Genomic DNA, 20,374 nt, shown 5'->3' with positions numbered 1-20,374 from the left:
GGTCATGATGTTCTTTGCCACTTTGTCCTCGCCTAACTGACTTTCGTTCGAGCCGATTAATTCTATGCCTGTGGCTTGTATGATAAGATGGGATAGGATACTGATTAGATGAAGAGGGTGTAAGGAATGCAAATTGCAGAAAAAACGATTGAAGTGCGTTATGCCGAGACGGATCAAATGGGGGTTGTCTATCATGCGAACTACCTTGTTTGGATGGAGCTTGGTCGTACACAATTGATTGAAGATCTGGGCTTCAAATATGCGGATATCGAAAAAGAAGGAATTCTTTCTCCGGTCATTGACCTGAATGTAAGTTATAAGTCACCTGTTCGCTACGGCGAAAAAGCATTTATTAAAACATGGGTAGAAGAATATGATGGACTACGGATTACATATGCTTACGAAATTTATAACGGACAGAACCAGCTGGCCATTACCGGGCAGTCGAAACATGTATGCGTCAAGCAAGAAAATTTCCGCCCCATTTCCATTCGGAAGATGTTCCCGGATTGGCACGACGCCTATGAAAAGGCAAAAAAATAAGGATTACATACGGGTTATTACGGAGAACTTTTTATAAAAGGGAAAGGAAGAGGGCCATGGCATTCGGATTAACCAAACAAGAGCTAAACGGATGGAAACAACAGGTGAGGAATGGGCAGATTGCCTTCCTTACCCATTACTGGCTGGATGACCGATTTCCCGATGTGCGCTCTGTCACGAAGGTGGGCTGCTGTAACATTGATGCATTATCCCACTGGGGAAAGAAGTATGGCTTGAAAAAGGAATGGATCCATCAAAGGAAAGACGGCTTTCCACATTTTGATTTGTTAGGGGATATTCAATATGAAATCCTGATGAAGGAAGGCCTTCAGGACCATATTTCCCGTTTTGTAAAAAGGTAAGGGGCAGACTCTAAAGTAGAAAGGCTGGCATATGCCAGCCTAAAATCATTCTGTTATTTCTTGTACTCATATGATGGTTCTTGAAGCTTTTCATCAAACTCTACATATAAATCATGACCATCAAAGAACCATAAATCTCCTTCTTCTATAAAAAATTCCCGTTTGTCGATTTCGATCCGTTCACCAGCATCCACTGGTTCGTCTTTGTTCACTCCTAATGAAAAACCATCGTGGAGAGGACTGGAACCTCCATATCGCACATAAAAACGGACTTGTTCGCCTTCCTCCACAAGCATCTCGTCTTTAAACCACGTAAGAGCTTCTTCTGAAATATGTATGTTCATTGGTGAGACTCCTTTCTCTACTTGGTATTTTTCCAGAGTGATCCTGGACAAAGAAAGTTTCATTTCCTATTATAAACATAATGAAGCAGGAACATCTACTAATACGTACGAAGGGTGAGAATGATGAAAACACAAACATTATTATATTACATTGGTGCCTTTATCTTTGCCGGATTAAGTATATTAACCCTATTACAATTGCATGAAACCAAATACCAGATCGAAGCAGGGACCTTTATTGTCATTGCTGCAGTCATTTATTATGGAATGGTGACTCTGTACTTTAAGGGTACCCGTAAAACGTTCTTGTTGGCGAATACCTTGCTGGCTATTGTAGCTCTAGCTGGCATATTCTTTAATTCAATGATATTCGGTGGACATTAAAAGAACGAGCTTTCCTTATGAGCATAAGGAAGCTCGTTCTTTCCGTTCATACATAAACCTGCCAGCTATTCCGGCACCCCGTTCACCATATGGGATACCATTTCTTCTTCCGTATATGCAATCAAGCCATTTTTCCTTGCAAAATCGAGAGGGTAGATGCGGTAGTTTTTGTAATGATTCTCCGACACAAAAGTAGGCTGGAATCCAATGGACGGGAATGTGATTTTGGAACCCGCCGGATTCATTGTTTTCTCAACCTGAACCGTCACCATGCCACCGATATCCTTGAAATCATCCTTTTGACCGGAAAGGAAATTCCCAAGAGAATAAATGACAACCGCTTCCCGTCCATCACTCGTTTTATAGGTCTGGATCGGCTGCAGGACATGTGGATGGTGTCCGAAAATGATGTCGACCCCATTATTCGTCAGCACCTTGGCAAGTCTTTGCTGTTCCTCCGTAGGGAATCGTTGGTATTCATTTCCCCAGTGAAGGCTCATGACCACTAAATCAACGTCCAGATTTTTGGCTTTCTGGATTTCCCCTATCATTTTTTGTTCATCTATTACATTAACTAAATACTCTTTTCCTTCAGGGACAGGAATCCCATTTGTACCATACGTATAAGAAAGAAGGGCAAATTTGATTCCATTCACATTAAATGTACGTATCCGGCTTTGGTCTTCCGGGCTTTTAAATGACCCGACATACGGCATCGATATCTCCCCATAGTAATCAATCGCATTCAATAGACCTTCTTCGCCCTGATCCAACGAATGATTATTGGCAGTGGTCACAGCATCCACTCCAACCTCCTGGAGTGTTTTAACCACTTCCTGCGGACTGTTGAATAGGGGGTAGCTTGAAACGCCAAGTTCCACACCACCCGGGGTTGATTCCTGATTGGCAATCAGAAAATCCGGTGCAGAAAGCATATCCTTAATGGGAGAGAACATCGGTGTAAAATCATATCCATTTTGTTTCTTTGCGTCATTATAGACGGTATCATGAATGAGGATATCTCCGATTGCAGCGATGGAAGCATTGGCTTTGATTGATTTACCCGACGCCTGCACCTCCCTGGTTGCATGGAGGAGGGAAGTTGCTTCAACTCCTTTTGTTGTGGAATTCCAGTCGGCATACTGCCTGTTTAGCAGGAAACCGATCAGCAGCAGGAATGGAATACAGAGAATTATCCCTGTTATCATTCGCTTTTTATTCATATTCATCATCCTTTATTGTGCTCTACTTCCATTTTACAAAAAAAGAAGTAGAAATGGGGAGAAATTTAGAGAATTCTGAAGAATATTATCATTTTTTTTAACAGTTTTTATTCCTCATCTTTCTCAAATGAGAGAATGTGTATACCTGGTACTTCACACTAAAAAAGCAACCTTTGCAAAGGTATCCGAGAGTCCGGTACCCCGTGCATAGGTTGCTTTTTCGCTAGAGCCATTTAATTTTCGGTTCGGTTTTATTTTTGATCCGGATAATATTTGCCCTGTGTCTGTAAATCACAAAGATGGTCAGGATGCCAACAACAATGATGAGTGGAATATCGCCAGTGAAGACCGAGTACGTAAAGGCAAGTACCGCTGCAATCATAGAAGATAGGGACACATACTTCGTTGCATACAAGCAAATAAAAAAGACAGCCAGTAAGATTAAGAAAAGAATGTAATTGTATCCTAGCAGGACACCAGCCGAGGTGGCCACTGCTTTTCCTCCCCTGAAGTTTGCGAAAACGGGATACATATGACCGATGACGGCGAATACCCCTGCAAGCAGCATATGTACGTCACTTGCAAACATCAACGGCAGCAAAGTGGCCAGGGTTCCTTTGAGAATATCCATTATCGTCACAATCATACCGGCTTTCACACCCAGGGTCCTGAACGTGTTCGTTCCCCCAAGGTTTCCGCTCCCATGTTCACGGATATCTTTGCCGTAGAAGGTCTTACCGATCAGTAAACCTGATGGAATGGAACCCAGTAAATAAGAAAGTATGAGTATAAGGGCAAAAATCATCATCACTGCTCCTTTGAAAATAACTAATCCGTTCTTATTTTAACATGTTTTCCCTCCAATGGGGAGAAAATAAGCGAAAAAATTAGTACCTGTTCATAAAAGTAGATATTATAAGTTTAAATTCCTCCTTCACCGTCATCTTATGAGACGAAGTATGGTAAAATGAACACACTTTACATATTGAAATGAAGGTGTACACAGATGCAAATACTTTTATCAGCTTTTCAATGGGTGGCCTTCATGGTGGCGGGATCCATCGCGGCACCCATCGCGATTGCTGACTTGTTCCAATTGTCTCCTGCCGATACAGCCGGATTCATTCAGCGGACGATATTCGTTTTGGGACTCGCGAGCCTGATCCAGGCACTCTTTGGTCATAAACTTCCGATCAATGAAGGGCCTGCAGGACTGTGGTGGGGCGTTTTTGCCATTTATGCAGGGTTTTCCGGAACTCTTTACAGCAGTCATGAGGAAGTACTGACCGTACTGCAGGGGGGGATGATCGTCAGTGGGGTGATTTTTTTCATTCTCTCTTCCACAGGACTTTTAAAACGGTTATCCTCTTTATTCACTCCAACCATTACGTTCATTTATTTGATGTTATTAATTCTGCAATTAAGCGGATCTTTCATTAAAGGGATGTTCGGTATCCAGCATGAAGGACAATCAATGGATCCGCTAGTCCTACTGGGAAGTATTCTGACGATCCTTGCAGCCTTATACTTTTCAAGCCATAAGGTTAAGTGGATCCAACAATATTCCATCATTCTTGCCTTGATCGCAGGATGGCTCATATTCATCATCATGGGGCTTTCTGAGAGTACTTCCGTTTCAGACAGCTGGTTTTCTTTACCTCATGTGTTCGTATTCGGGGCACCAGTGTTTGATACAGGTGTCATCGTGACCTCCATTTTCATCACTTTCCTGTTAACGACGAATATGATCGCTTCCATACGGGTGATGGAAGAGGTGATGAGAGCAAAGGGACAGCCTACATATGGACGGTATACGAAGAGCGGGTTCGCATCAGGGCTGAATCAGCTGTTCGGGGGAGTGTTTTCTGCTATCGGCTCCGTTCCCATTTCTGGGTCTGCAGGCTTTGTCGCAGCGACACGAATGTATTCCATCATCCCCTTCATCATAGGCAGCGGGATCATCATGGTCATCAGCCTGATTCCAAAGATCATGAATCTGTTCGCCAGTCTCCCTGCACCTGTAGGGTATGCCGTGACGACGGTCATTTTCATCAAGATGGTCGGGCTCGCACTATCCGAATACCGTAAAGAGGAAGACATAGAAAGAATTCACTTTGTAGCGGGGATCTCACTCATTGTCGGGGTCGGAGCCATGTTTGTTCCGGCAGCGGCCTTCAAGGACATGCCGGTCGTCGTTGCTTCCATTTTGAATAATGGATTGATACTGGGGACGATAACAGCAATCCTAGTGGAACAATACATCATCAAAAAGTCCAGCAACCGATAGTGTGCTGGACTTTTTATCTTTTGAAAAGGAAGTAAGCTGTATGCCCAAGCCCCAATCATCACAAACTAATGGGGACAAGGGCATTTTCTTTTACAACATGTTTACCTTTTGTATAATGAGGGTATCCCTTCTATGTTTAGTAAAATTTCTCAGTACATAAAGCAGGTGTAAAAATGATTGAATTCCAAAATGTCACGAAAGTCTACGAGGATGGGACAGAAGCCATTAAGGGCATCGACCTCACGATTCCAAAAGGAAAGCTTGTTGCGTTGATCGGTCCGAGCGGATGCGGGAAAACGACAACGATGAAGATGATCAATAAACTGATAGCTCCATCAGGGGGTACCATCCGGATTGATGGAAGGGACATATCAGAAACGGATGAAGTGGAACTCAGGCGGAACATCGGGTATGTCATTCAGCGGATCGGACTTCTGCCTCATATGACGATTGAAGAAAACATCAGTCTCATCCCCCGTCTAAAAGGATGGAAGAAGGAAAAATATGAAGGAAGAGTCGATGAGCTTCTTCATCTCGTTGGACTTGAACCCGACGTATACAAGAAAAGGTATCCACTCGAATTGAGCGGTGGACAGCAGCAGCGGGTCGGGGTGATACGTGCCCTTGCAGCGGAACCACCGATCATCCTCATGGATGAACCATTCAGCGCCCTGGACCCGATCAGCAGGGAACAGCTCCAGGATGAACTGAAAAGCATTCAAAATACGATACATAAAACCATTGTGTTCGTCACTCATGATATTGATGAGGCATTAAAGATCGCGGATGTGATTGCCGTCATGCGTGATGGTAAAATCGAACAGATTGCAGCACCCGCTGACCTTCTATCAGAACCCGCCAATGAATTCGTACGCGCCTTCATCGGTGAAAACCGACTGAGCATTCATAAGCGGCATAAACAGGTATCTGACATCATGAAGGATGATGAGAGTCATTTCCACGTCCTCCTTGAGGAACAGGAATACTCATTGATACCATTTGATGCCTCCATCCATGAAGCGGCAAGGCTGCTCCTGTCATCCGGTAAACCATATCTTATGGTGATAAAAGACGACAGGAAGATCGGGACCGTCACATCCAGTGACATTCTTAAGAATGTCGCCTCAGAAGGAAATAAGGAGGCGAGTTCTGTATGAATGCATTTTCCCTCCTGTTCATCCAAACCATTTCAAACCGGTCGGATGCTATCTTAACGGGATTATTTGAGCATCTTTATTTATCTTTTGTGTCGATTTTCATCGCGATTGCGATATCCCTGCCTCTGGGTATTTACATATCACGAAAGAAGCAATCGGCCGAATTCTTCATCGGGATCACGGCTGTTTTTCAAACGATACCAAGTCTGGCCCTTTTCGGATTTCTTATTCCCCTCCTTGGTACGGGCAGTATCACGGCGATCATTGCCCTGACGGTATACGCACTTCTTCCGATCCTGAGGAACACATACACAGGCATAATCGGGGTGGATGAAGGCGTGATCGAGGCAGGTAGAGGCATGGGGATGACCAACTCCCAGCTGTTATTTAAAGTGGAGCTGCCGCTTGCCCTGCCTTTTATCATGGCAGGGATCCGCACCGCTACCGTGCTGACAGTAGGGGTCGCCACACTTGCCACCTTTGTAGGTGCAGGGGGACTTGGAGACCTTATCTACCGTGGACTTTCCACATGGAATAATGCACTGGTTCTTGCCGGGGCCATCCCAGCGGCACTACTTGCATTAGGTTTTGATTTCATATTAAAAATCCTGGAGAGATTGACCACACCTAAAGGATTGAAAGCACGAAAATAAAGCAATATCCAAAGGAGAGTAAGAATGAAAAAGAAATTACAAGGTTTTATCATACTCACTGTATTATCCATCCTCATCGCAGGGTGCGGAAATGGCGGGGATAAAGATACCATCACCGTTTCAGGAAAGATGTGGACGGAGCAATTCATCCTTACGCAAATGATGGCTGAACTTCTCAAAGAAAAGACAGATCTTGATATAAAAGTCGAGGAAGGGTTAGGGGAAGTATCGATCCTCACACCAGCCCTTGAAAAAGGCGACATCGATGTCTATGTGGAATATACAGGTACCGGCCTTGAAGCGGTCCTGAAAGAACAAGCAAAAGAAGGCGCGTCAGCAGATGAAATCCTTTCACAAGTGCGTAAAGGCTATGAGAAAAAGTTCGATGTCACCTGGTTGAAGCCACTTGGCTTTGAAAATACGTATACGCTTGCTTATACCGGGGATCAGGACTTCGATGCAAAGACTTTCTCAGATATCGTGCCACTTTCCAAAGACTTGAGCTTCGGTGCACCCCACCAGTTTTATGAACGTGAAGGGGACGGATACGATGCCTTTTCTGAAGCATACGGATTCGAATTCAAAGAAAAGAAAAGCTTTGACCCGAACATTATGTATGAAGCCGTTAAGAACGGGGATGTAGACATTATACCTGCGTTTACAACCGATGGACGGATTCAGCGTTACAAGTTAAAAACGACAGAGGATGATAAGGGATTCTTCCCACCATACGATGCTGCGCCGATCATTCGTCAAGAAGTACTGAAAGAGCATCCTGAAGTAAAGAAAGTGTTGAATGAATTAGCAGGCAAAATCTCGGAAGAAGAAATGAGCGAAATGAATGCTAAAGTGGATATGGATAAACAAGATCCCAAAGATGTCGCACGTGAATTTCTTATATCCAAAGGCTTGATCAAAAAGTAAGTAAAACGGGAGTGTCAATGGGGAAGAAGGTGCAGGGGATGGCAAAAATGCTCCCTGACCTTTCTCTTGGCACTTCCTTTTATTTAGATAATTTTATAAAATTTTGAAAAATTAAAGGGAAATATGGTATAAAAGAAGAATAGGACTTAAGAAACAGTACAAGACTTAATCGTTAAGGATCAATGAAGGAGTGGTAAACAACCATGGAAAATCCATCACGACAAGAAATCGGAAACATCCTGAAACAATCCAAACGCATCGCAGTCATTGGTTTAAGTGATAATCCTGAACGGACATCCTATATGGTGTCTAAAGCCATGCAGGACCAGGGATATGAGATCATTCCCGTTAACCCTACCATCGAGTCGGCATTGGGTGTAAAGGCTGTATCCACCCTGAAGGAGATCGAGGGACCTGTTGATATCGTCAATGTATTTCGCCGCTCAGAATTTTTACCTCAAATCGCGGAAGAATTCGACCAGATCGATTCGAACGTATTTTGGGCGCAACTTGGTGTCATGAATGAAGAGGCATATCGCTTTTTAAAGGAACGTGGGTATACAGTCATTATGGATCGCTGTATTAAGGTTGAACATGCTTTAACCAAATAATCCTCACTCGTAACAAGCGGCTCTGACCGCTTGTTTTTTTCATGCAGACCTCACATTGACAAGGGGAATAATCCTGTGGAAACAGGACATATTTTAAGGGGTTCACGGAAAATCCATTTGCGAAAATCAAATAAAACGCTACAATAAGCAATAGTGGTTTACCTTAGAGATTGATTAAAACAGGTAAACGAACAGATGTTCTTGTGTTATAGTTAATAAAGACATAACCAATAATAGCTTACAAGAACCACACTATTACGGTTAGAGAAGTTTTGAAAGGGGAATGTTCGTGGCCAACCAGAATAAGACCATGGATTACAATGATGATGCCATTCAAGTATTAGAAGGCTTAGAAGCCGTCCGTAAGAGACCTGGTATGTATATAGGCTCTACCGATTCAAGAGGCTTGCATCATTTAGTATACGAAATTGTCGATAACTCAGTGGATGAAGCATTAGCAGGCTTCGGGAATGAGATTATTGTTACGATACATAAAGATAATAGCATTTCAGTACAAGATAAAGGCCGGGGTATGCCGACAGGAATGCATAAGCTTGGGAAGCCGACACCTGAAGTTATTCTGACTGTTCTTCATGCAGGAGGGAAATTCGGGCAGGGAGGCTATAAAACAAGTGGTGGACTCCATGGTGTAGGGGCTTCTGTTGTAAACGCACTGTCCGAGTGGCTTGTCGTCACGATCGAGCGGGATGGCATGAAATATGAACAGCGTTTCACTAATGGCGGTAAGCCTGTAACCACCCTCGAAAAGATCGGAAAGACCAAAAAATCAGGAACATGCATCCATTTCAAACCCGATCCCGAGATTTTCAGCAATACCACTTATAATTACGAAACACTATGTGAACGCCTGCGGGAATCTGCATTCCTGTTAAAAGGGTTAAAAATCGAAATCATTGATGAACGTCATGATCAGAAAGAAGTCTTTCATTTCGAAAGCGGGATCCAGGCATTTGTTCAATACTTGAACGAAGAAAAAGACGTCCTTCATAACGTAGCCTTCTTTGAAGGGGAACATCATACTATTGAAGTGGAGTTTTCTTTTCAATTCAATGATGGATTTTCAGAGAACATATTATCCTTTGTAAACAATGTCCGTACTAAAGACGGAGGAACCCACGAAGCCGGCGCAAAGACGGCCATGACCCGTGTCTTTAATGAGTACGCCCGTAAAGCGGGAATATTAAAGGACAGGGATAAAAATCTTGAAGGAACCGATATTCGTGAAGGACTGGCAAGTATCGTTTCTGTCCGTATACCAGAACATCTTCTTCAATTCGAAGGGCAGACAAAAGGGAAACTGGGGACGAGCGAAGCACGATCAGCCGTTGATGCAGTCGTGTCAGAACATCTTCTCTATTTCTTAGAAGAGAACCCTGATACGAGTTCCCTTCTTATCAAGAAATCCATTAAAGCGGCCCAGGCCCGTGAAGCGGCACGTAAAGCAAGAGAAGATGCACGAAATGGAAAGAAGCGGAAGCGTTCTGAAACCGTCCTATCCGGTAAGTTAACACCGGCTCAATCCAGAAACCCACAGCGTAACGAACTTTATCTGGTAGAGGGAGATTCAGCAGGAGGTTCTGCAAAACAAGGACGCGACCGCAAATTCCAGGCGATTCTTCCACTTCGGGGAAAAGTCATCAATACGGAAAAGGCCAAACTTCAGGACATCTTCAAAAATGAAGAAATCAACACGATCATCCATGCCATAGGCGGTGGAGTCGGTCCTGAATTCAATGTGGACGACATCAATTATGACAAGATTGTCATCATGACCGATGCGGATACGGATGGAGCGCATATACAGGTACTCTTACTGACCTTCTTTTACCGGTATATGAAACCATTGTTGGAAGCAGGAAAAGTGTATATCGCACTTCCACCCCTGTACAAGGTGAGCAAGGGAACCGGAAAGAAACAGAAACTTGAATATGCATGGACGGATGATGAGCTTCAAGGGGCCATCTCCAAAGTGGGAAAAGGATATATGATCCAGCGTTATAAAGGTCTTGGAGAGATGAACGCAGATCAACTGTGGGAGACGACGATGGATCCCGAAACACGGGCGTTGATCCGGGTACGCATTGATGATGCTGCACGAGCAGAACGCCGTGTGACCACTCTTATGGGTGACAAAGTAGAACCTCGCCGTAAATGGATTGAAAGCAATGTAGCCTTTGGATTGGAAGAAGACGGAAGCATTCTCGAAAACGAAAACATTACGGTCCGAGAGGAGGGGTAATCAATGACAACTGTAGAAAGATATCAAGACTTACCTCTGGAAGAGGTGCTTGGCGACCGATTTGGACGTTATAGTAAATACATCATCCAGGAACGTGCTTTACCGGATGCACGTGATGGATTGAAACCGGTACAAAGGCGGATTCTTTACGCCATGTATGTGGATGGCAACACTCAGGAGAAAGGGTTCCGGAAATCAGCGAAAACCGTCGGTAACGTTATTGGTAACTATCATCCCCATGGTGATACATCTGTGTATGATGCTATGGTACGGATGAGTCAAACATGGAAGGTCCGGAACTACCTGGTTGAAATGCATGGGAACAACGGGAGCGTCGACGGAGATCCTCCGGCTGCGATGCGTTACACCGAAGCCCGCCTTTCTGCGATATCCATGGAGCTTCTTCGTGACATCGATAAAAAAACCGTGGAGTTTGTCCCGAACTTCGATGATACATCAAGTGAACCGACTGTATTGCCGTCACGGTTCCCTAACTTACTCGTCAACGGTTCCACCGGTATTTCGGCAGGTTATGCAACGGATATCCCGCCTCATCACCTCGGTGAAGTGATTGATGCAGCCATCATGCGGATGGACAAGCCTGAGAGTACAGTCGATGACCTTATGACGGTCTTAAAAGGACCGGACTTCCCGACAGGGGGCATCATCCAAGGTGTTGATGGCATCCGGAAAGCCTATGAAACCGGAAAAGGAAAGGTTGTCGTCAGAGGGAAAGCAGATATCGAAAACATCCGTGGCAGCAAACAACAGATCGTCATTACGGAAATCCCTTATGAAATCAATAAAGCCAATCTCGTCAAAAAAATGGATGAATTCCGTGTGGACCGGAAAGTGGAAGGGATTGCAGAAGTCCGCGATGAAACGGATCGCGATGGGATGCGCATCGTCATTGAACTGAAAAAAGATGCGGATGCATCAGGTGTCTTAAACTACCTGTATAAAAACAGTGATCTCCAAATTACCTATAACTTCAATATGGTTGCCATACATAATAGACGTCCTAAGTTGATGGGATTACGTGAACTGCTCGATGCTTACATACAGCATCAAAAAGAAGTGGTGACCAATCGGACCAGGCATGATCTAAATAAAGCAAAGGACCGTCAGCATATCGTTGAAGGTCTTATGAAAGCATTGTCTATATTGGATCAGGTGATTGCAACTATCCGTGCTTCAAAGGATAAACGTGATGCAAAGGATAACTTAATTCAGAAGTTCCAGTTTACAGAAGCACAGTCTGAAGCGATAGTCAGCTTGCAGCTTTATCGTTTGACGAATACAGACATTACCGCCCTTCAGGCAGAAGCGGAAGAATTGGCGAAAACGATCGAAGAACTTACGGCAATACTGGAAAGTGAAAGCAAACTTTACAGTGTGATCAAAAAAGAACTAAAAGCAATCAAAAAGCAATTTGCTGACGCCAGACGAACTCAAATCGAGGAAAAAATCGAAGAAATCAAAATCAATCTGGAAGTGCTGATTGCCAGTGAAGATGTCATGGTCACCGTGACCCGGGATGGATATATGAAACGAACCAGCCTTCGTTCTTATTCTGCATCAAATGGTCAGGATCTTGCCATGAAAGAAACAGACAGACTCCTGGGACAATATGAAATGAATACAACAGATGTCCTTCTCGTATTTACCAACAAAGGGAACTATATTTATTGTCCTGTCCATGAGCTTCCGGATATCAGATGGAAGGATCTTGGTCAGCATGTAGGGAATATTGTCCCGATCGACCGGGATGAGCAGGTTCTTAAAGCGATTCCGATTAAGGAATTTAATCCGTCGCACTACTTACTGTTTGTCACCAAGAACGGTATGATCAAGAGGTCAGAGCTGCCTCAATATAAAGCACAACGATATTCCCGTCCGCTGGTGGGAATCAATCTTAAAGGTGACGATGAGCTCGTTGATGTCCATATAACAGATGGATCACATGATGTTTTCATTGCCACGCACTTAAGCTACGGCCTTTGGTTCGCAGAAGAAGATGTGAACATCGTCGGACCAAGGGCAGCGGGAGTGAAAGGGGTCAACCTCAAGGATGACGACTTTGTCGTATCCGGTAAGATCATAAGAGACCCAGCGAAAGACTTCATTTTCCTGGCTACGCAGCGTGGGGCTGTGAAGAAAATGAAACTGGCGGAATTCGAAAAAACGTCACGTGCTAAACGCGGAGTCATTATGCTTCGGGAATTGAAATCCAATCCTCATCGTATAGTGAGCATAGAAGCAGTGAAAGATACAGATAAAGTAGGGCTACTAACAACTAAAGGGAAAGCAGAAGAGGTAAATGTTTCAGACCTTCGACCAAATGACCGCTATTCAAATGGTTCATTTGTGATTGATGAAGGGGAGAGCGGCTCCGTTTGTGAAACCTGGGCAGAAACCCGTACATCCGAAGTAAAAGAATAGACATTCAAAAAGCGATCAGAATTATTCTGGTCGCTTTTTTCCATCATAAGGGTAAGGATGAATGGTAAATGTATATTCATTCAATATTGTAGTACAATGCCGGTATTGGATTGTACTACAATTCATATTCTTTCAAAAATATGAATCTATCTGTTGAAGAAAAACCTTTTTTTTGATAGATTAAAACAATGTCTGAATGGGTAAACATACTATGGCCCAACCATTATTTGTAAAAATAAAACAACTAGGGGGAACATTTATGGAGTTATTAACAAGTATCGTAGGCACCTTGAATGATTATATGTGGTCATACATACTGATCGTGGCATTAATCGGACTGGGATTATATTTCTCGCTACGCACACGATTCGCACAGTTCCGTTATTTAGGAGAAATGGGGAGACTATTAACGGATAAAACGACCATTTCTTCAGAAGGAAAACGGGGGATTTCTTCTTTCCAGGCATTCACCATCAGTACGGCTTCGCGTGTCGGTACCGGTAACCTTGCCGGTGTGGCAACAGCGATTGCAGGCGGAGGGCCTGGAGCTGTGTTCTGGATGTGGCTGATCGCCTTACTCGGTGGAGCAACCAGTTTCGTGGAAAGTACACTCGCTCAGATCTACAAAGTGAAAGACGGAAAGGACGGTTATCGTGGTGGTCCTGCTTACTACATGGAAAAAGGATTAAATGCCCGTTGGATGGGGATTCTGTTTGCCATCATCATCACCTTCTGTTTTGGTCTTGTATTTAACTCTGTCCAATCCAATACCATTTCACTTGCTATGGAAGAAGCCTATTCATTCGACCGTATGACAGTCGGCATCATTCTTGCAGTGCTAACTGCACTCGTCATTTTCGGTGGGGTCAAGCGGATCGCGAGTGTGACTCAAATCGTCGTTCCGATCATGGCCGTTCTTTATCTGATCCTTGCTTTCTATATTCTGGTCACCAACATCACCATGCTCCCAGACATGTTTGTGGTCATCTTTGAGAATGCATTCGGTATTCGAGAAGTAGCAAGCGGCGGAGTAGGAGCAGCCATCATGATGGGAATCAAGCGTGGATTATTCTCGAATGAAGCGGGTATGGGTAGTGCACCTAACGCAGCGGCGTCTGCAGGGGTTACACACCCTGTTAAACAAGGATTGATCCAAACGCTGGGTGTCTTCACAGATACGTTACTGATCTGTACGGCAACTGCCTTCATGATCATCTTATCCGATCAATATACAACCGGGATCGATGGCATTCAACTGACTCAGGCAGCTTTGAGCTTCCATGTGGGTGCATGGGCGGATACCTTTGTCGCTGTCGCCATATTCCTGTTCGCTTTCAGTTCAATCATCGGAAACTACTATTACGGGGAAACCAATATCGAATTCATTAAATACAGTCCGGTCTCCCTGTTTATCTATCGAATCGCTGTTCTTGGCATGGTGATATTCGGAGCCGTTGTGAAACTCGATATCGTATGGAGCTTAGCCGATTTATTCATGGGTCTGATGGCCATCATCAACTTGATTGCCATTACATTACTAGCCAAGATTGCCATTGCTGCATTAAGGGATTATAGAGAGCAAAAAAGGCAGGGGAAAGATCCTGTTTTCTACTCTGATTCGATTAGTGGGTTAAAGGGCATTGAAAGCTGGGAAGCAAAGCCTGAAGCAAGAGAACAACAATAGCAAGAATGGACCGGCCTGAATAGGGGCCGGTCTTTTTCTTATTATGTAAAAGGAATAATAAGATGGATATTGATTACATAGAATTACCTTTTCTGGAGAAAATAATGATGAATAATTTTCCACTGAGGAGAGAGAATCATGAGAAAAGAATTACTATTTGCATTCGGTGCCTTTTTTATTATGTCGCTCCATGCCATTGCCGGGAACTATTCCACTGAACCGATGGAAAAACAACCAGTAAATGAAATGACTTTAAAAGTATATAAAAAAGATGTAACCGGTGATGGTAAGAAAGATACGATCACCCTCAAAGCGATTCCTTTTTCTCCTGATGCCCTGTTTCTCAAACAAATTTGGGCGGATATCAAGACGTCCAAGGGAAGCGACATCCGGATTGATTATGAGGGTGGTTATGAACCGAAAATTAAATTTGTCGATCTAAATCATGATGGTATTAAGGATATGCTGTATTCAGCTGCAACCGGTGGCAGCGGCGGCCTATACAATATGGCTCTCGATACATTGGCCGACAATAAGCTCGTCAATATCGGATTGCCTGAGCCCCTTACGATTCAAGCTCAATTTGAAGATCAATACAAGGCATCCATTACGTTTGTGGATACAAACCAATCCTACACAGTGGATTTAAGCGATCGGAAAGAGGAATACGAAAGACTGGGAATTTATACCGACGGCAATCTAAATGAACCTATGGAATTAATGGTGGGACCGTATGCGTTTTTCGAACCGGTCAACATCCTTGGGAAACGCGGAAAAGGTCTGAAGGGATATCAGCAAATCAGTGGTGCCTACCATGCTGATGGTATCGGAACAGCCACTTCTTATTGGTATTATGAAAAAGGCGAATGGAAGTTGATCAAAATCAAGTGGAAAGAAAATTGAAAGAGAACCGTTTCTAGGCAAACGTCATACTCTGTAGTAAGCCCATTACTGTAAAGGAGGCTTATGCATGAGTGAATTTAAGCCTGAAAAGTTAACGGTTCAATATCTGCCGCCTGCGTCCGTCTTTAATCCCATTGATAACAGGAAGTACACGTTAACCCATTCCGATACGACAGGGGAACTATACTTAAGTATCGGCTGCCGCTATGATCTTGAAAAGATCAATATGACCATGAGGGACGAAGTGTTAGGAGAATGGAGACGGAATCTCGGTCAATACACGCTGACTGGGACTGTATATGTCAGTGGGGGGGAATTCGATCAGCAGCTTTCCAACGTACGATTTATGATCTTTAAGAAGGAGCTGCCACTGGCCCTCGCAGCAATGGTGAACGGCGATAAAGGCTTTTACACGTATTATCCATGGCTTCTTGATGCACCCATTATCATCTGTTTTGAATCCATATTCCCTGAATATCAGCAAACGCTTTATTTCGGAACACCAAGACAATATCTCATTAAATAATGCATAAGCATAGAGAGGACCGAGGGACTCTTTATGCTTTTTTTATAGTGCGAATTACCATACGGATCAGGAAATGTGATCGATCCTTGGACGAAAAATCATATAGGGAGTATGAATCGCTGCTCCGATATTATGTAAACTAAAGTAGATACAAAGCCAAATCCAGCAATTAGGAAAGGAACATTAAGATAACAAGAATGCCCAAATATTTCGATTGGAAACTTAAAGAGTCAGATAATAGCATTTGAATGGTAATAAGAATTGATTCGTTATAACTTGCTTTGAATTTATAGCCTGATAACTATTGATAGGATTGAAACATTTGATAACGATATAACAAATTACAGATAATCATGATTGATTATCCTTATTTTTTTCTTCCGTCTCATTATAAACAGTATACTTGTGATACGAGACTGAAATGAGTGATTTTATTTAGGTTCCTATAATTTACATTATGTCTACTTGATTTTTTTAAAATGCTTTAACTGTGCGAACTTCCCCTTCTTCATAAAAATAAGACTTTACGAGGAATTTTTTCTCTGTAAAGTCTTGTAATAAGATATTGTTTATTTAGTTATTTTATTGAATCGAATTCTTCTTTAAATTCCAGGTCATTTTTTAACCAAGTCTTAATTGTTGCAGGACTAATCTTTATTTCCTTACAAATTTCGTCTATTGTCATAGATTTTTTATAGAGTCTCAAGAACGTCTTTTTTCGATTCTTCACGGCTGCTTTTGTCCTTTTCATTCTGTTTTCAGGTATCTTGCTAGCATCTTGAATTGTTTCTTTATCAAATACTTCATATTTTCTTTTTAAATATAGGCCCACATCTTGATAAAGCCATTTTTTAAACATATAAATGGTTTTTCTTCCTGTAATAAAGACTCGAAAATACTTTTTATCCGCATATAATCTAGAGTTGAAATTTCTCTTTTCCAACTCTAAATTTAACTTACTCATAAATGATTCCGAACCACCTACAAAACTGACTATCTTTCGATCGAAGTTAACAAAGCCATCTCCATCGAAATATCCTCTAACAAAATGACTTAAATATCCTTCAGGGATGTTCGGCATTCTAAGAGAAGTTGATTTATCACTCGTCATTCCGTGTAGTTCCATCAGATCATATTTCATAACCTTACTTCCAATAATTAATGTATGAACTTCCGTGTTGTTTAACACTAATGGATGATTCGACTGTAATTCATTCTTGATCTTCTCTAGTATGTCAGGATCTTTTTGAGAAAAACAAACCGTATGATTGCGGCTGCTGATATACCCGTCTGCAGCAAAGAACCCGAGTATATAGGCCATGTTATTGCTCCAGGTCTTAAAGTAATCCTCATTAACCCTGTATTTTCGTTTCCAGCTCCCGTGCGGAGTTCTCGCCACCTTATTCTGTTGTAATACTGAATTGATATAACGGGTAGATACATTCGCTCTCCGGGCAATTTCAGCTGTCCTTTCACCTTCTTCATACATCTTTATAATTTCAGATTTTTCTAGGGTGCATTTCTTATTTCTAGTCATATAAAGCACCACCTTTATTCATATGTACCTCTATTTTACCGAACAAACGTTCTATAATCAAAGATGGAAACTCTAAATATTTTTGACTTAGGTAAAACCATAATCGTAGGTAATCATTTCACACTAAATAAATTCTCATCATAAAATATAGATAAAATCTACACCTTACATTCACAAATTGGTTAAGAAAGCTGTGATTGACAAGATGAAAAATAATAAGGATCAACACTTTTCATTTCAAAATCTACAGGAAGTCGGGATGTCATTTGACCAGGTCTTTGAACATATTGTGAAATTCATGCAATCAGAGCCAAATGGCCACTATCGATTAATGGTTGGGACTGATTCCCAAGTTCATCAAGCGCATACGACCTTCATAACAGGAATTGTGATCTTAAACGAAGGAAAAGGTGTGTGGGCATGTATAAGAAAAATATTAATCCCAAGAAGAATGCTGCAATTACATGAGCGGATCTCATACGAGTTATCATTATCAGAAGAAATTGTTTCGCTGTTTACTGAGGAAAGAAAAAATCAGTTAATTGATATCGTCCTTCCTTACATTTATGTTGGTGCCTCGTTTACTATGGAGGGTCATATTGATATCGGAAATGGAAAGCAGAATAAAACGAGTAAGTTTGTAAAAGAAATGGTTTCAAGGATGGAATCCATAGGTGTGGAACCGAAAATTAAACCTGATGCTTTCGTCGCTTCCAGCTATGCCAACCGTTATACAAAATAAATGATCTATCAACCCTTACTTTTTTCGTCAAAATTTAAAATACTATATTATGATTGCGAAGAATAACAAAACGCCTGGAAAGGTATTTCCAGGCGTTTTGAAATATTTTATCTTTGATTTTCTCCATATATCTCTTGTTTTCTACCTTATTTGCTTAATTTTCCCGAACGGAACATGTGTTCTTATCTGATCTAAAGTCCCTTTTTCACTGTTTTTCTTTTTGTTTAAAATTTTCCCTCAGCAAGAACTTTTGAATTTTCCCACTTGCATTACGGGGAAGCTCACTCACAAATACATATTCCCTCGGTCGCTTATAATCTGCCAACAGATCACCATTCTTCAGAAATAAATCAAGGTCCCCTGATGAAAGAGAAGGATTTTTCGATACCACTACTGCTAGTACCTGCTCTCCCCATGTTTCATCCGGTTGACCGAGGACGGCGACATCCAATACATCTTCATGAACATGCAGGGCGTCCTCTACCTCACGCGGATAGACGTTCTCCCCTCCTGAAATCACCATATCATCCACCCTGTCAGCCACATACAAATATCCGTCTTCATCCATGTAACCTAAGTCACTGGAGTGGTACCAGCCTTTATACAACGCTAGATCTGTCGCTTCCTTCCGGTTAAAGTATTCGAGCATCGTGCATGAGCCCCTGACGATGATCTCCCCGACTTCACCGGGTTTACATATATCTTCCGGATCAGAAGGGCCATTCTCAGAGGGTCTTACTACTCGTATCTCATGGTTATAAGCGGCACGACCAGCGGAACCTGCTTTCGTTAACTGTTCATCCTGAAGCAGGAACGTAACCGCTGGCCCCATCTCAGTCTGACCATACGCCTGGATCAGGTCGACATTCATCGTTTCCTGTAGAGCCCTGACAAGAACAGGTGCCATCGGGGCAGCGCCGTAGAGACCGATCCGGAGTGATGAAGTATCATACTCCTCCACCCCATGCTGGAGAAGCATATTCCACATGGTCGGTGCCGCGAAAAGATTGGTGACTTTCTCACGTTGTATCACATCCAATACCGTCTGGGGCTGGAACTGATGAACGATGATATTTTTCGCTCCCGCTTGTACCCGTGGAAGGAAACAGCAATGAAGTTCGGCACAATGGAACATGGGCGCTGTCACAAGTCCGATATCATTTGGTGTAAGCCCCATAACCGATGTACAGATCAAGCTTTGCTCCGCCATATCCCGGTGTCTGTGGAGCACCCCTTTTGGCCTGCCGGTGGTCCCGCTCGTGTACATGATGGCATATATGTCCGTTTCTTCCACTGAAAAATCAGCAAGTGCCGTGGAACAAGGACTCACTACCTCATGATAGCTTTGAGCAAATGCTGGCGTGTTGTCCCCCACATACCAAAAAAGGGTCTGAGGAAAGTTCTTGGATATCCCTTCAATCGGTTGGGAAAGAGCTTCTTCAAACAGTACGACCTTAGGTTCTGCATCTTCTAAAATAAAGTGGATTTCCTTTCCTTTCAGACGGAAGTTTATCGGATTGATCACGGCACCGATTTTCCCGCATGCAAAATAGACATTGGCCAACTCCAATGTATTGAATAGATACGTAGAAACCCGGTCCCCTTTCCTTACGCCTGCTTCCAAGAGGGCATTGGCCACACGATGGACCTCATTCTGCCATTCCCCAAAGGTTAACCGTTTGCCAGTCTTCTCTTCTACGATTGCCTCCTTATTGCGGAATTTCATTACCGTTTGGTCAAAAATAGATCCAGTGGTTGCGTACATGTTTTTCCTCCTTATTAGTAAGGTGTT

19 protein-coding genes are annotated in these 20,374 nt (G+C 42.8%); 14 read left to right on the top strand and 5 right to left on the bottom strand.

What is annotated here, in order from left to right:
* Window positions 1-126: 126 nt before the first annotated feature.
* Both BVI01S_RS03475 and BVI01S_RS03470 read left to right on the top strand, forming a co-directional pair.
* Complete coding sequence (locus BVI01S_RS03475; RefSeq protein ID WP_061809245.1) at window positions 127-543, top strand: acyl-CoA thioesterase; 417 nt, start codon at window positions 127-129, stop codon at window positions 541-543.
* Window positions 544-599: 56 nt separating this feature from the next.
* Window positions 600-905, top strand: coding sequence for a hypothetical protein (locus BVI01S_RS03470; RefSeq protein WP_061809244.1), 306 nt, complete (start codon window positions 600-602; stop codon window positions 903-905).
* A 53-nt stretch (window positions 906-958) separates the two neighbouring features.
* On the opposite strand, the gene BVI01S_RS03465 is transcribed toward BVI01S_RS03470, so the two are convergent.
* Window positions 959-1,249: a HesB/YadR/YfhF family protein gene (locus tag BVI01S_RS03465; RefSeq protein WP_061809243.1), complete on the bottom strand. Its 291-nt coding sequence runs from the start codon at window positions 1,247-1,249 to the stop codon at window positions 959-961.
* A 120-nt stretch (window positions 1,250-1,369) separates the two neighbouring features.
* Between BVI01S_RS03465 and BVI01S_RS03460 the strand changes: the two genes are divergently transcribed.
* Window positions 1,370-1,633, top strand: coding sequence for a hypothetical protein (locus BVI01S_RS03460; RefSeq protein WP_156477294.1), 264 nt, complete (start codon window positions 1,370-1,372; stop codon window positions 1,631-1,633).
* A gap of 65 nt (window positions 1,634-1,698) precedes the next feature.
* Here BVI01S_RS03460 and BVI01S_RS03455 read toward each other — a convergent pair whose 3' ends face one another.
* Both BVI01S_RS03455 and plsY read right to left on the bottom strand, forming a co-directional pair.
* On the bottom strand, window positions 1,699-2,856 hold the full coding sequence (locus BVI01S_RS03455) for a CapA family protein (RefSeq protein ID WP_034759280.1): 1,158 nt from the start codon (window positions 2,854-2,856) through the stop codon (window positions 1,699-1,701).
* Between the two features lie 223 nt (window positions 2,857-3,079).
* Window positions 3,080-3,664 (bottom strand): glycerol-3-phosphate 1-O-acyltransferase PlsY, encoded by a 585-nt coding sequence (gene plsY / locus BVI01S_RS03450; RefSeq protein ID WP_174523011.1) that lies wholly within the window; start codon window positions 3,662-3,664, stop codon window positions 3,080-3,082.
* 198 nt (window positions 3,665-3,862) lie between these two features.
* Between plsY and BVI01S_RS03445 the strand changes: the two genes are divergently transcribed.
* The 10 genes from BVI01S_RS03445 (at window position 3,863) to BVI01S_RS03400 (ending at window position 16,303) form a co-directional block, all read left to right on the top strand.
* Entirely contained in the window at window positions 3,863-5,143 is a 1,281-nt protein-coding gene (locus BVI01S_RS03445; protein ID WP_034759276.1) for a purine/pyrimidine permease, read from the top strand.
* Window positions 5,144-5,316: 173 nt separating this feature from the next.
* On the top strand, window positions 5,317-6,300 hold the full coding sequence (locus BVI01S_RS03440; protein ID WP_061809241.1) for an ABC transporter ATP-binding protein: 984 nt from the start codon (window positions 5,317-5,319) through the stop codon (window positions 6,298-6,300).
* Entirely contained in the window at window positions 6,297-6,953 is a 657-nt protein-coding gene (locus BVI01S_RS22855; protein ID WP_034759269.1) for an ABC transporter permease, read from the top strand. The genes BVI01S_RS03440 and BVI01S_RS22855 overlap by 4 nt, the downstream gene beginning before the upstream one ends.
* Window positions 6,954-6,977: 24 nt before the next feature.
* A complete protein-coding gene (locus BVI01S_RS22850; RefSeq protein WP_034759266.1) occupies window positions 6,978-7,877 on the top strand; it encodes an ABC transporter substrate-binding protein in 900 nt (299 codons plus the stop codon).
* Between the two features lie 203 nt (window positions 7,878-8,080).
* Window positions 8,081-8,488 carry a CoA-binding protein gene (locus BVI01S_RS03425; RefSeq protein WP_061809240.1) on the top strand — a complete coding sequence of 136 codons (408 nt, stop codon included), beginning with the start codon at window positions 8,081-8,083 and terminating at the stop codon, window positions 8,486-8,488.
* A gap of 289 nt (window positions 8,489-8,777) precedes the next feature.
* Entirely contained in the window at window positions 8,778-10,748 is a 1,971-nt protein-coding gene (parE, locus tag BVI01S_RS03420) for a DNA topoisomerase IV subunit B (protein ID WP_280512979.1), read from the top strand.
* 3 nt (window positions 10,749-10,751) lie between these two features.
* Window positions 10,752-13,190: a DNA topoisomerase IV subunit A gene (gene parC, locus BVI01S_RS03415; protein WP_061809238.1), complete on the top strand. Its 2,439-nt coding sequence runs from the start codon at window positions 10,752-10,754 to the stop codon at window positions 13,188-13,190.
* 259 nt (window positions 13,191-13,449) lie between these two features.
* A complete protein-coding gene (locus BVI01S_RS03410) occupies window positions 13,450-14,874 on the top strand; it encodes an alanine/glycine:cation symporter family protein (RefSeq protein ID WP_034759253.1) in 1,425 nt (474 codons plus the stop codon).
* Window positions 14,875-15,012: 138 nt separating this feature from the next.
* Window positions 15,013-15,777: a YybI family spore inner coat protein gene (locus BVI01S_RS03405; RefSeq protein ID WP_034759250.1), complete on the top strand. Its 765-nt coding sequence runs from the start codon at window positions 15,013-15,015 to the stop codon at window positions 15,775-15,777.
* A gap of 67 nt (window positions 15,778-15,844) precedes the next feature.
* Complete coding sequence (locus BVI01S_RS03400; protein ID WP_034759247.1) at window positions 15,845-16,303, top strand: staygreen family protein; 459 nt, start codon at window positions 15,845-15,847, stop codon at window positions 16,301-16,303.
* Window positions 16,304-16,880: 577 nt separating this feature from the next.
* On the opposite strand, the gene BVI01S_RS03395 is transcribed toward BVI01S_RS03400, so the two are convergent.
* The gene (locus tag BVI01S_RS03395; protein WP_061809237.1) at window positions 16,881-17,840 is read right to left on the bottom strand and encodes an LAGLIDADG family homing endonuclease; all 960 of its coding nucleotides are present in this window, start codon (window positions 17,838-17,840) and stop codon (window positions 16,881-16,883) included.
* 259 nt (window positions 17,841-18,099) lie between these two features.
* On the opposite strand from BVI01S_RS03395, the gene BVI01S_RS03390 reads away from it, so the two are divergent.
* Entirely contained in the window at window positions 18,100-18,582 is a 483-nt protein-coding gene (locus BVI01S_RS03390) for a ribonuclease H-like YkuK family protein (protein ID WP_439951094.1), read from the top strand.
* 205 nt (window positions 18,583-18,787) lie between these two features.
* On the opposite strand, the gene BVI01S_RS03385 is transcribed toward BVI01S_RS03390, so the two are convergent.
* A complete protein-coding gene (locus BVI01S_RS03385; protein WP_061809236.1) occupies window positions 18,788-20,347 on the bottom strand; it encodes a long-chain-fatty-acid--CoA ligase in 1,560 nt (519 codons plus the stop codon).
* Window positions 20,348-20,374: the final 27 nt, after the last annotated feature.

Origin of the sequence: Rossellomorea vietnamensis NBRC 101237, from assembly GCF_001591825.1 — a bacterium.
In the GTDB taxonomy this organism is placed as follows: domain Bacteria; phylum Bacillota; class Bacilli; order Bacillales; family Bacillaceae_B; genus Rossellomorea; species Rossellomorea vietnamensis.
The sequence above is the reverse complement of the archived record's forward strand: the minus strand, read 5'-3'. Positions and strand labels throughout refer to the sequence as shown.

What these genes read in the sequence shown, in the direction of transcription:
- BVI01S_RS03475 (WP_061809245.1), top strand. Translation starts at nt 127, where the DNA reads ATGCAAATTGCAGAAAAAACGATTGAAGTGCGTTATGCCGAGACGGAT.
- BVI01S_RS03470 (WP_061809244.1), top strand. Translation starts at nt 600, where the DNA reads ATGGCATTCGGATTAACCAAACAAGAGCTAAACGGATGGAAACAACAG.
- BVI01S_RS03465 (WP_061809243.1), bottom strand. Translation starts at nt 1,249, where the DNA reads ATGAACATACATATTTCAGAAGAAGCTCTTACGTGGTTTAAAGACGAG.
- BVI01S_RS03460 (WP_156477294.1), top strand. Translation starts at nt 1,370, where the DNA reads ATGATGAAAACACAAACATTATTATATTACATTGGTGCCTTTATCTTT.
- BVI01S_RS03455 (WP_034759280.1), bottom strand. Translation starts at nt 2,856, where the DNA reads ATGAATAAAAAGCGAATGATAACAGGGATAATTCTCTGTATTCCATTC.
- plsY (WP_174523011.1), bottom strand. Translation starts at nt 3,664, where the DNA reads ATGATGATTTTTGCCCTTATACTCATACTTTCTTATTTACTGGGTTCC.
- BVI01S_RS03445 (WP_034759276.1), top strand. Translation starts at nt 3,863, where the DNA reads ATGCAAATACTTTTATCAGCTTTTCAATGGGTGGCCTTCATGGTGGCG.
- BVI01S_RS03440 (WP_061809241.1), top strand. Translation starts at nt 5,317, where the DNA reads ATGATTGAATTCCAAAATGTCACGAAAGTCTACGAGGATGGGACAGAA.
- BVI01S_RS22855 (WP_034759269.1), top strand. Translation starts at nt 6,297, where the DNA reads ATGAATGCATTTTCCCTCCTGTTCATCCAAACCATTTCAAACCGGTCG.
- BVI01S_RS22850 (WP_034759266.1), top strand. Translation starts at nt 6,978, where the DNA reads ATGAAAAAGAAATTACAAGGTTTTATCATACTCACTGTATTATCCATC.
- BVI01S_RS03425 (WP_061809240.1), top strand. Translation starts at nt 8,081, where the DNA reads ATGGAAAATCCATCACGACAAGAAATCGGAAACATCCTGAAACAATCC.
- parC (WP_061809238.1), top strand. Translation starts at nt 10,752, where the DNA reads ATGACAACTGTAGAAAGATATCAAGACTTACCTCTGGAAGAGGTGCTT.
- BVI01S_RS03410 (WP_034759253.1), top strand. Translation starts at nt 13,450, where the DNA reads ATGGAGTTATTAACAAGTATCGTAGGCACCTTGAATGATTATATGTGG.
- BVI01S_RS03405 (WP_034759250.1), top strand. Translation starts at nt 15,013, where the DNA reads ATGAGAAAAGAATTACTATTTGCATTCGGTGCCTTTTTTATTATGTCG.
- BVI01S_RS03400 (WP_034759247.1), top strand. Translation starts at nt 15,845, where the DNA reads ATGAGTGAATTTAAGCCTGAAAAGTTAACGGTTCAATATCTGCCGCCT.
- BVI01S_RS03395 (WP_061809237.1), bottom strand. Translation starts at nt 17,840, where the DNA reads ATGACTAGAAATAAGAAATGCACCCTAGAAAAATCTGAAATTATAAAG.
- BVI01S_RS03390 (WP_439951094.1), top strand. Translation starts at nt 18,100, where the DNA reads ATGTCATTTGACCAGGTCTTTGAACATATTGTGAAATTCATGCAATCA.
- BVI01S_RS03385 (WP_061809236.1), bottom strand. Translation starts at nt 20,347, where the DNA reads ATGTACGCAACCACTGGATCTATTTTTGACCAAACGGTAATGAAATTC.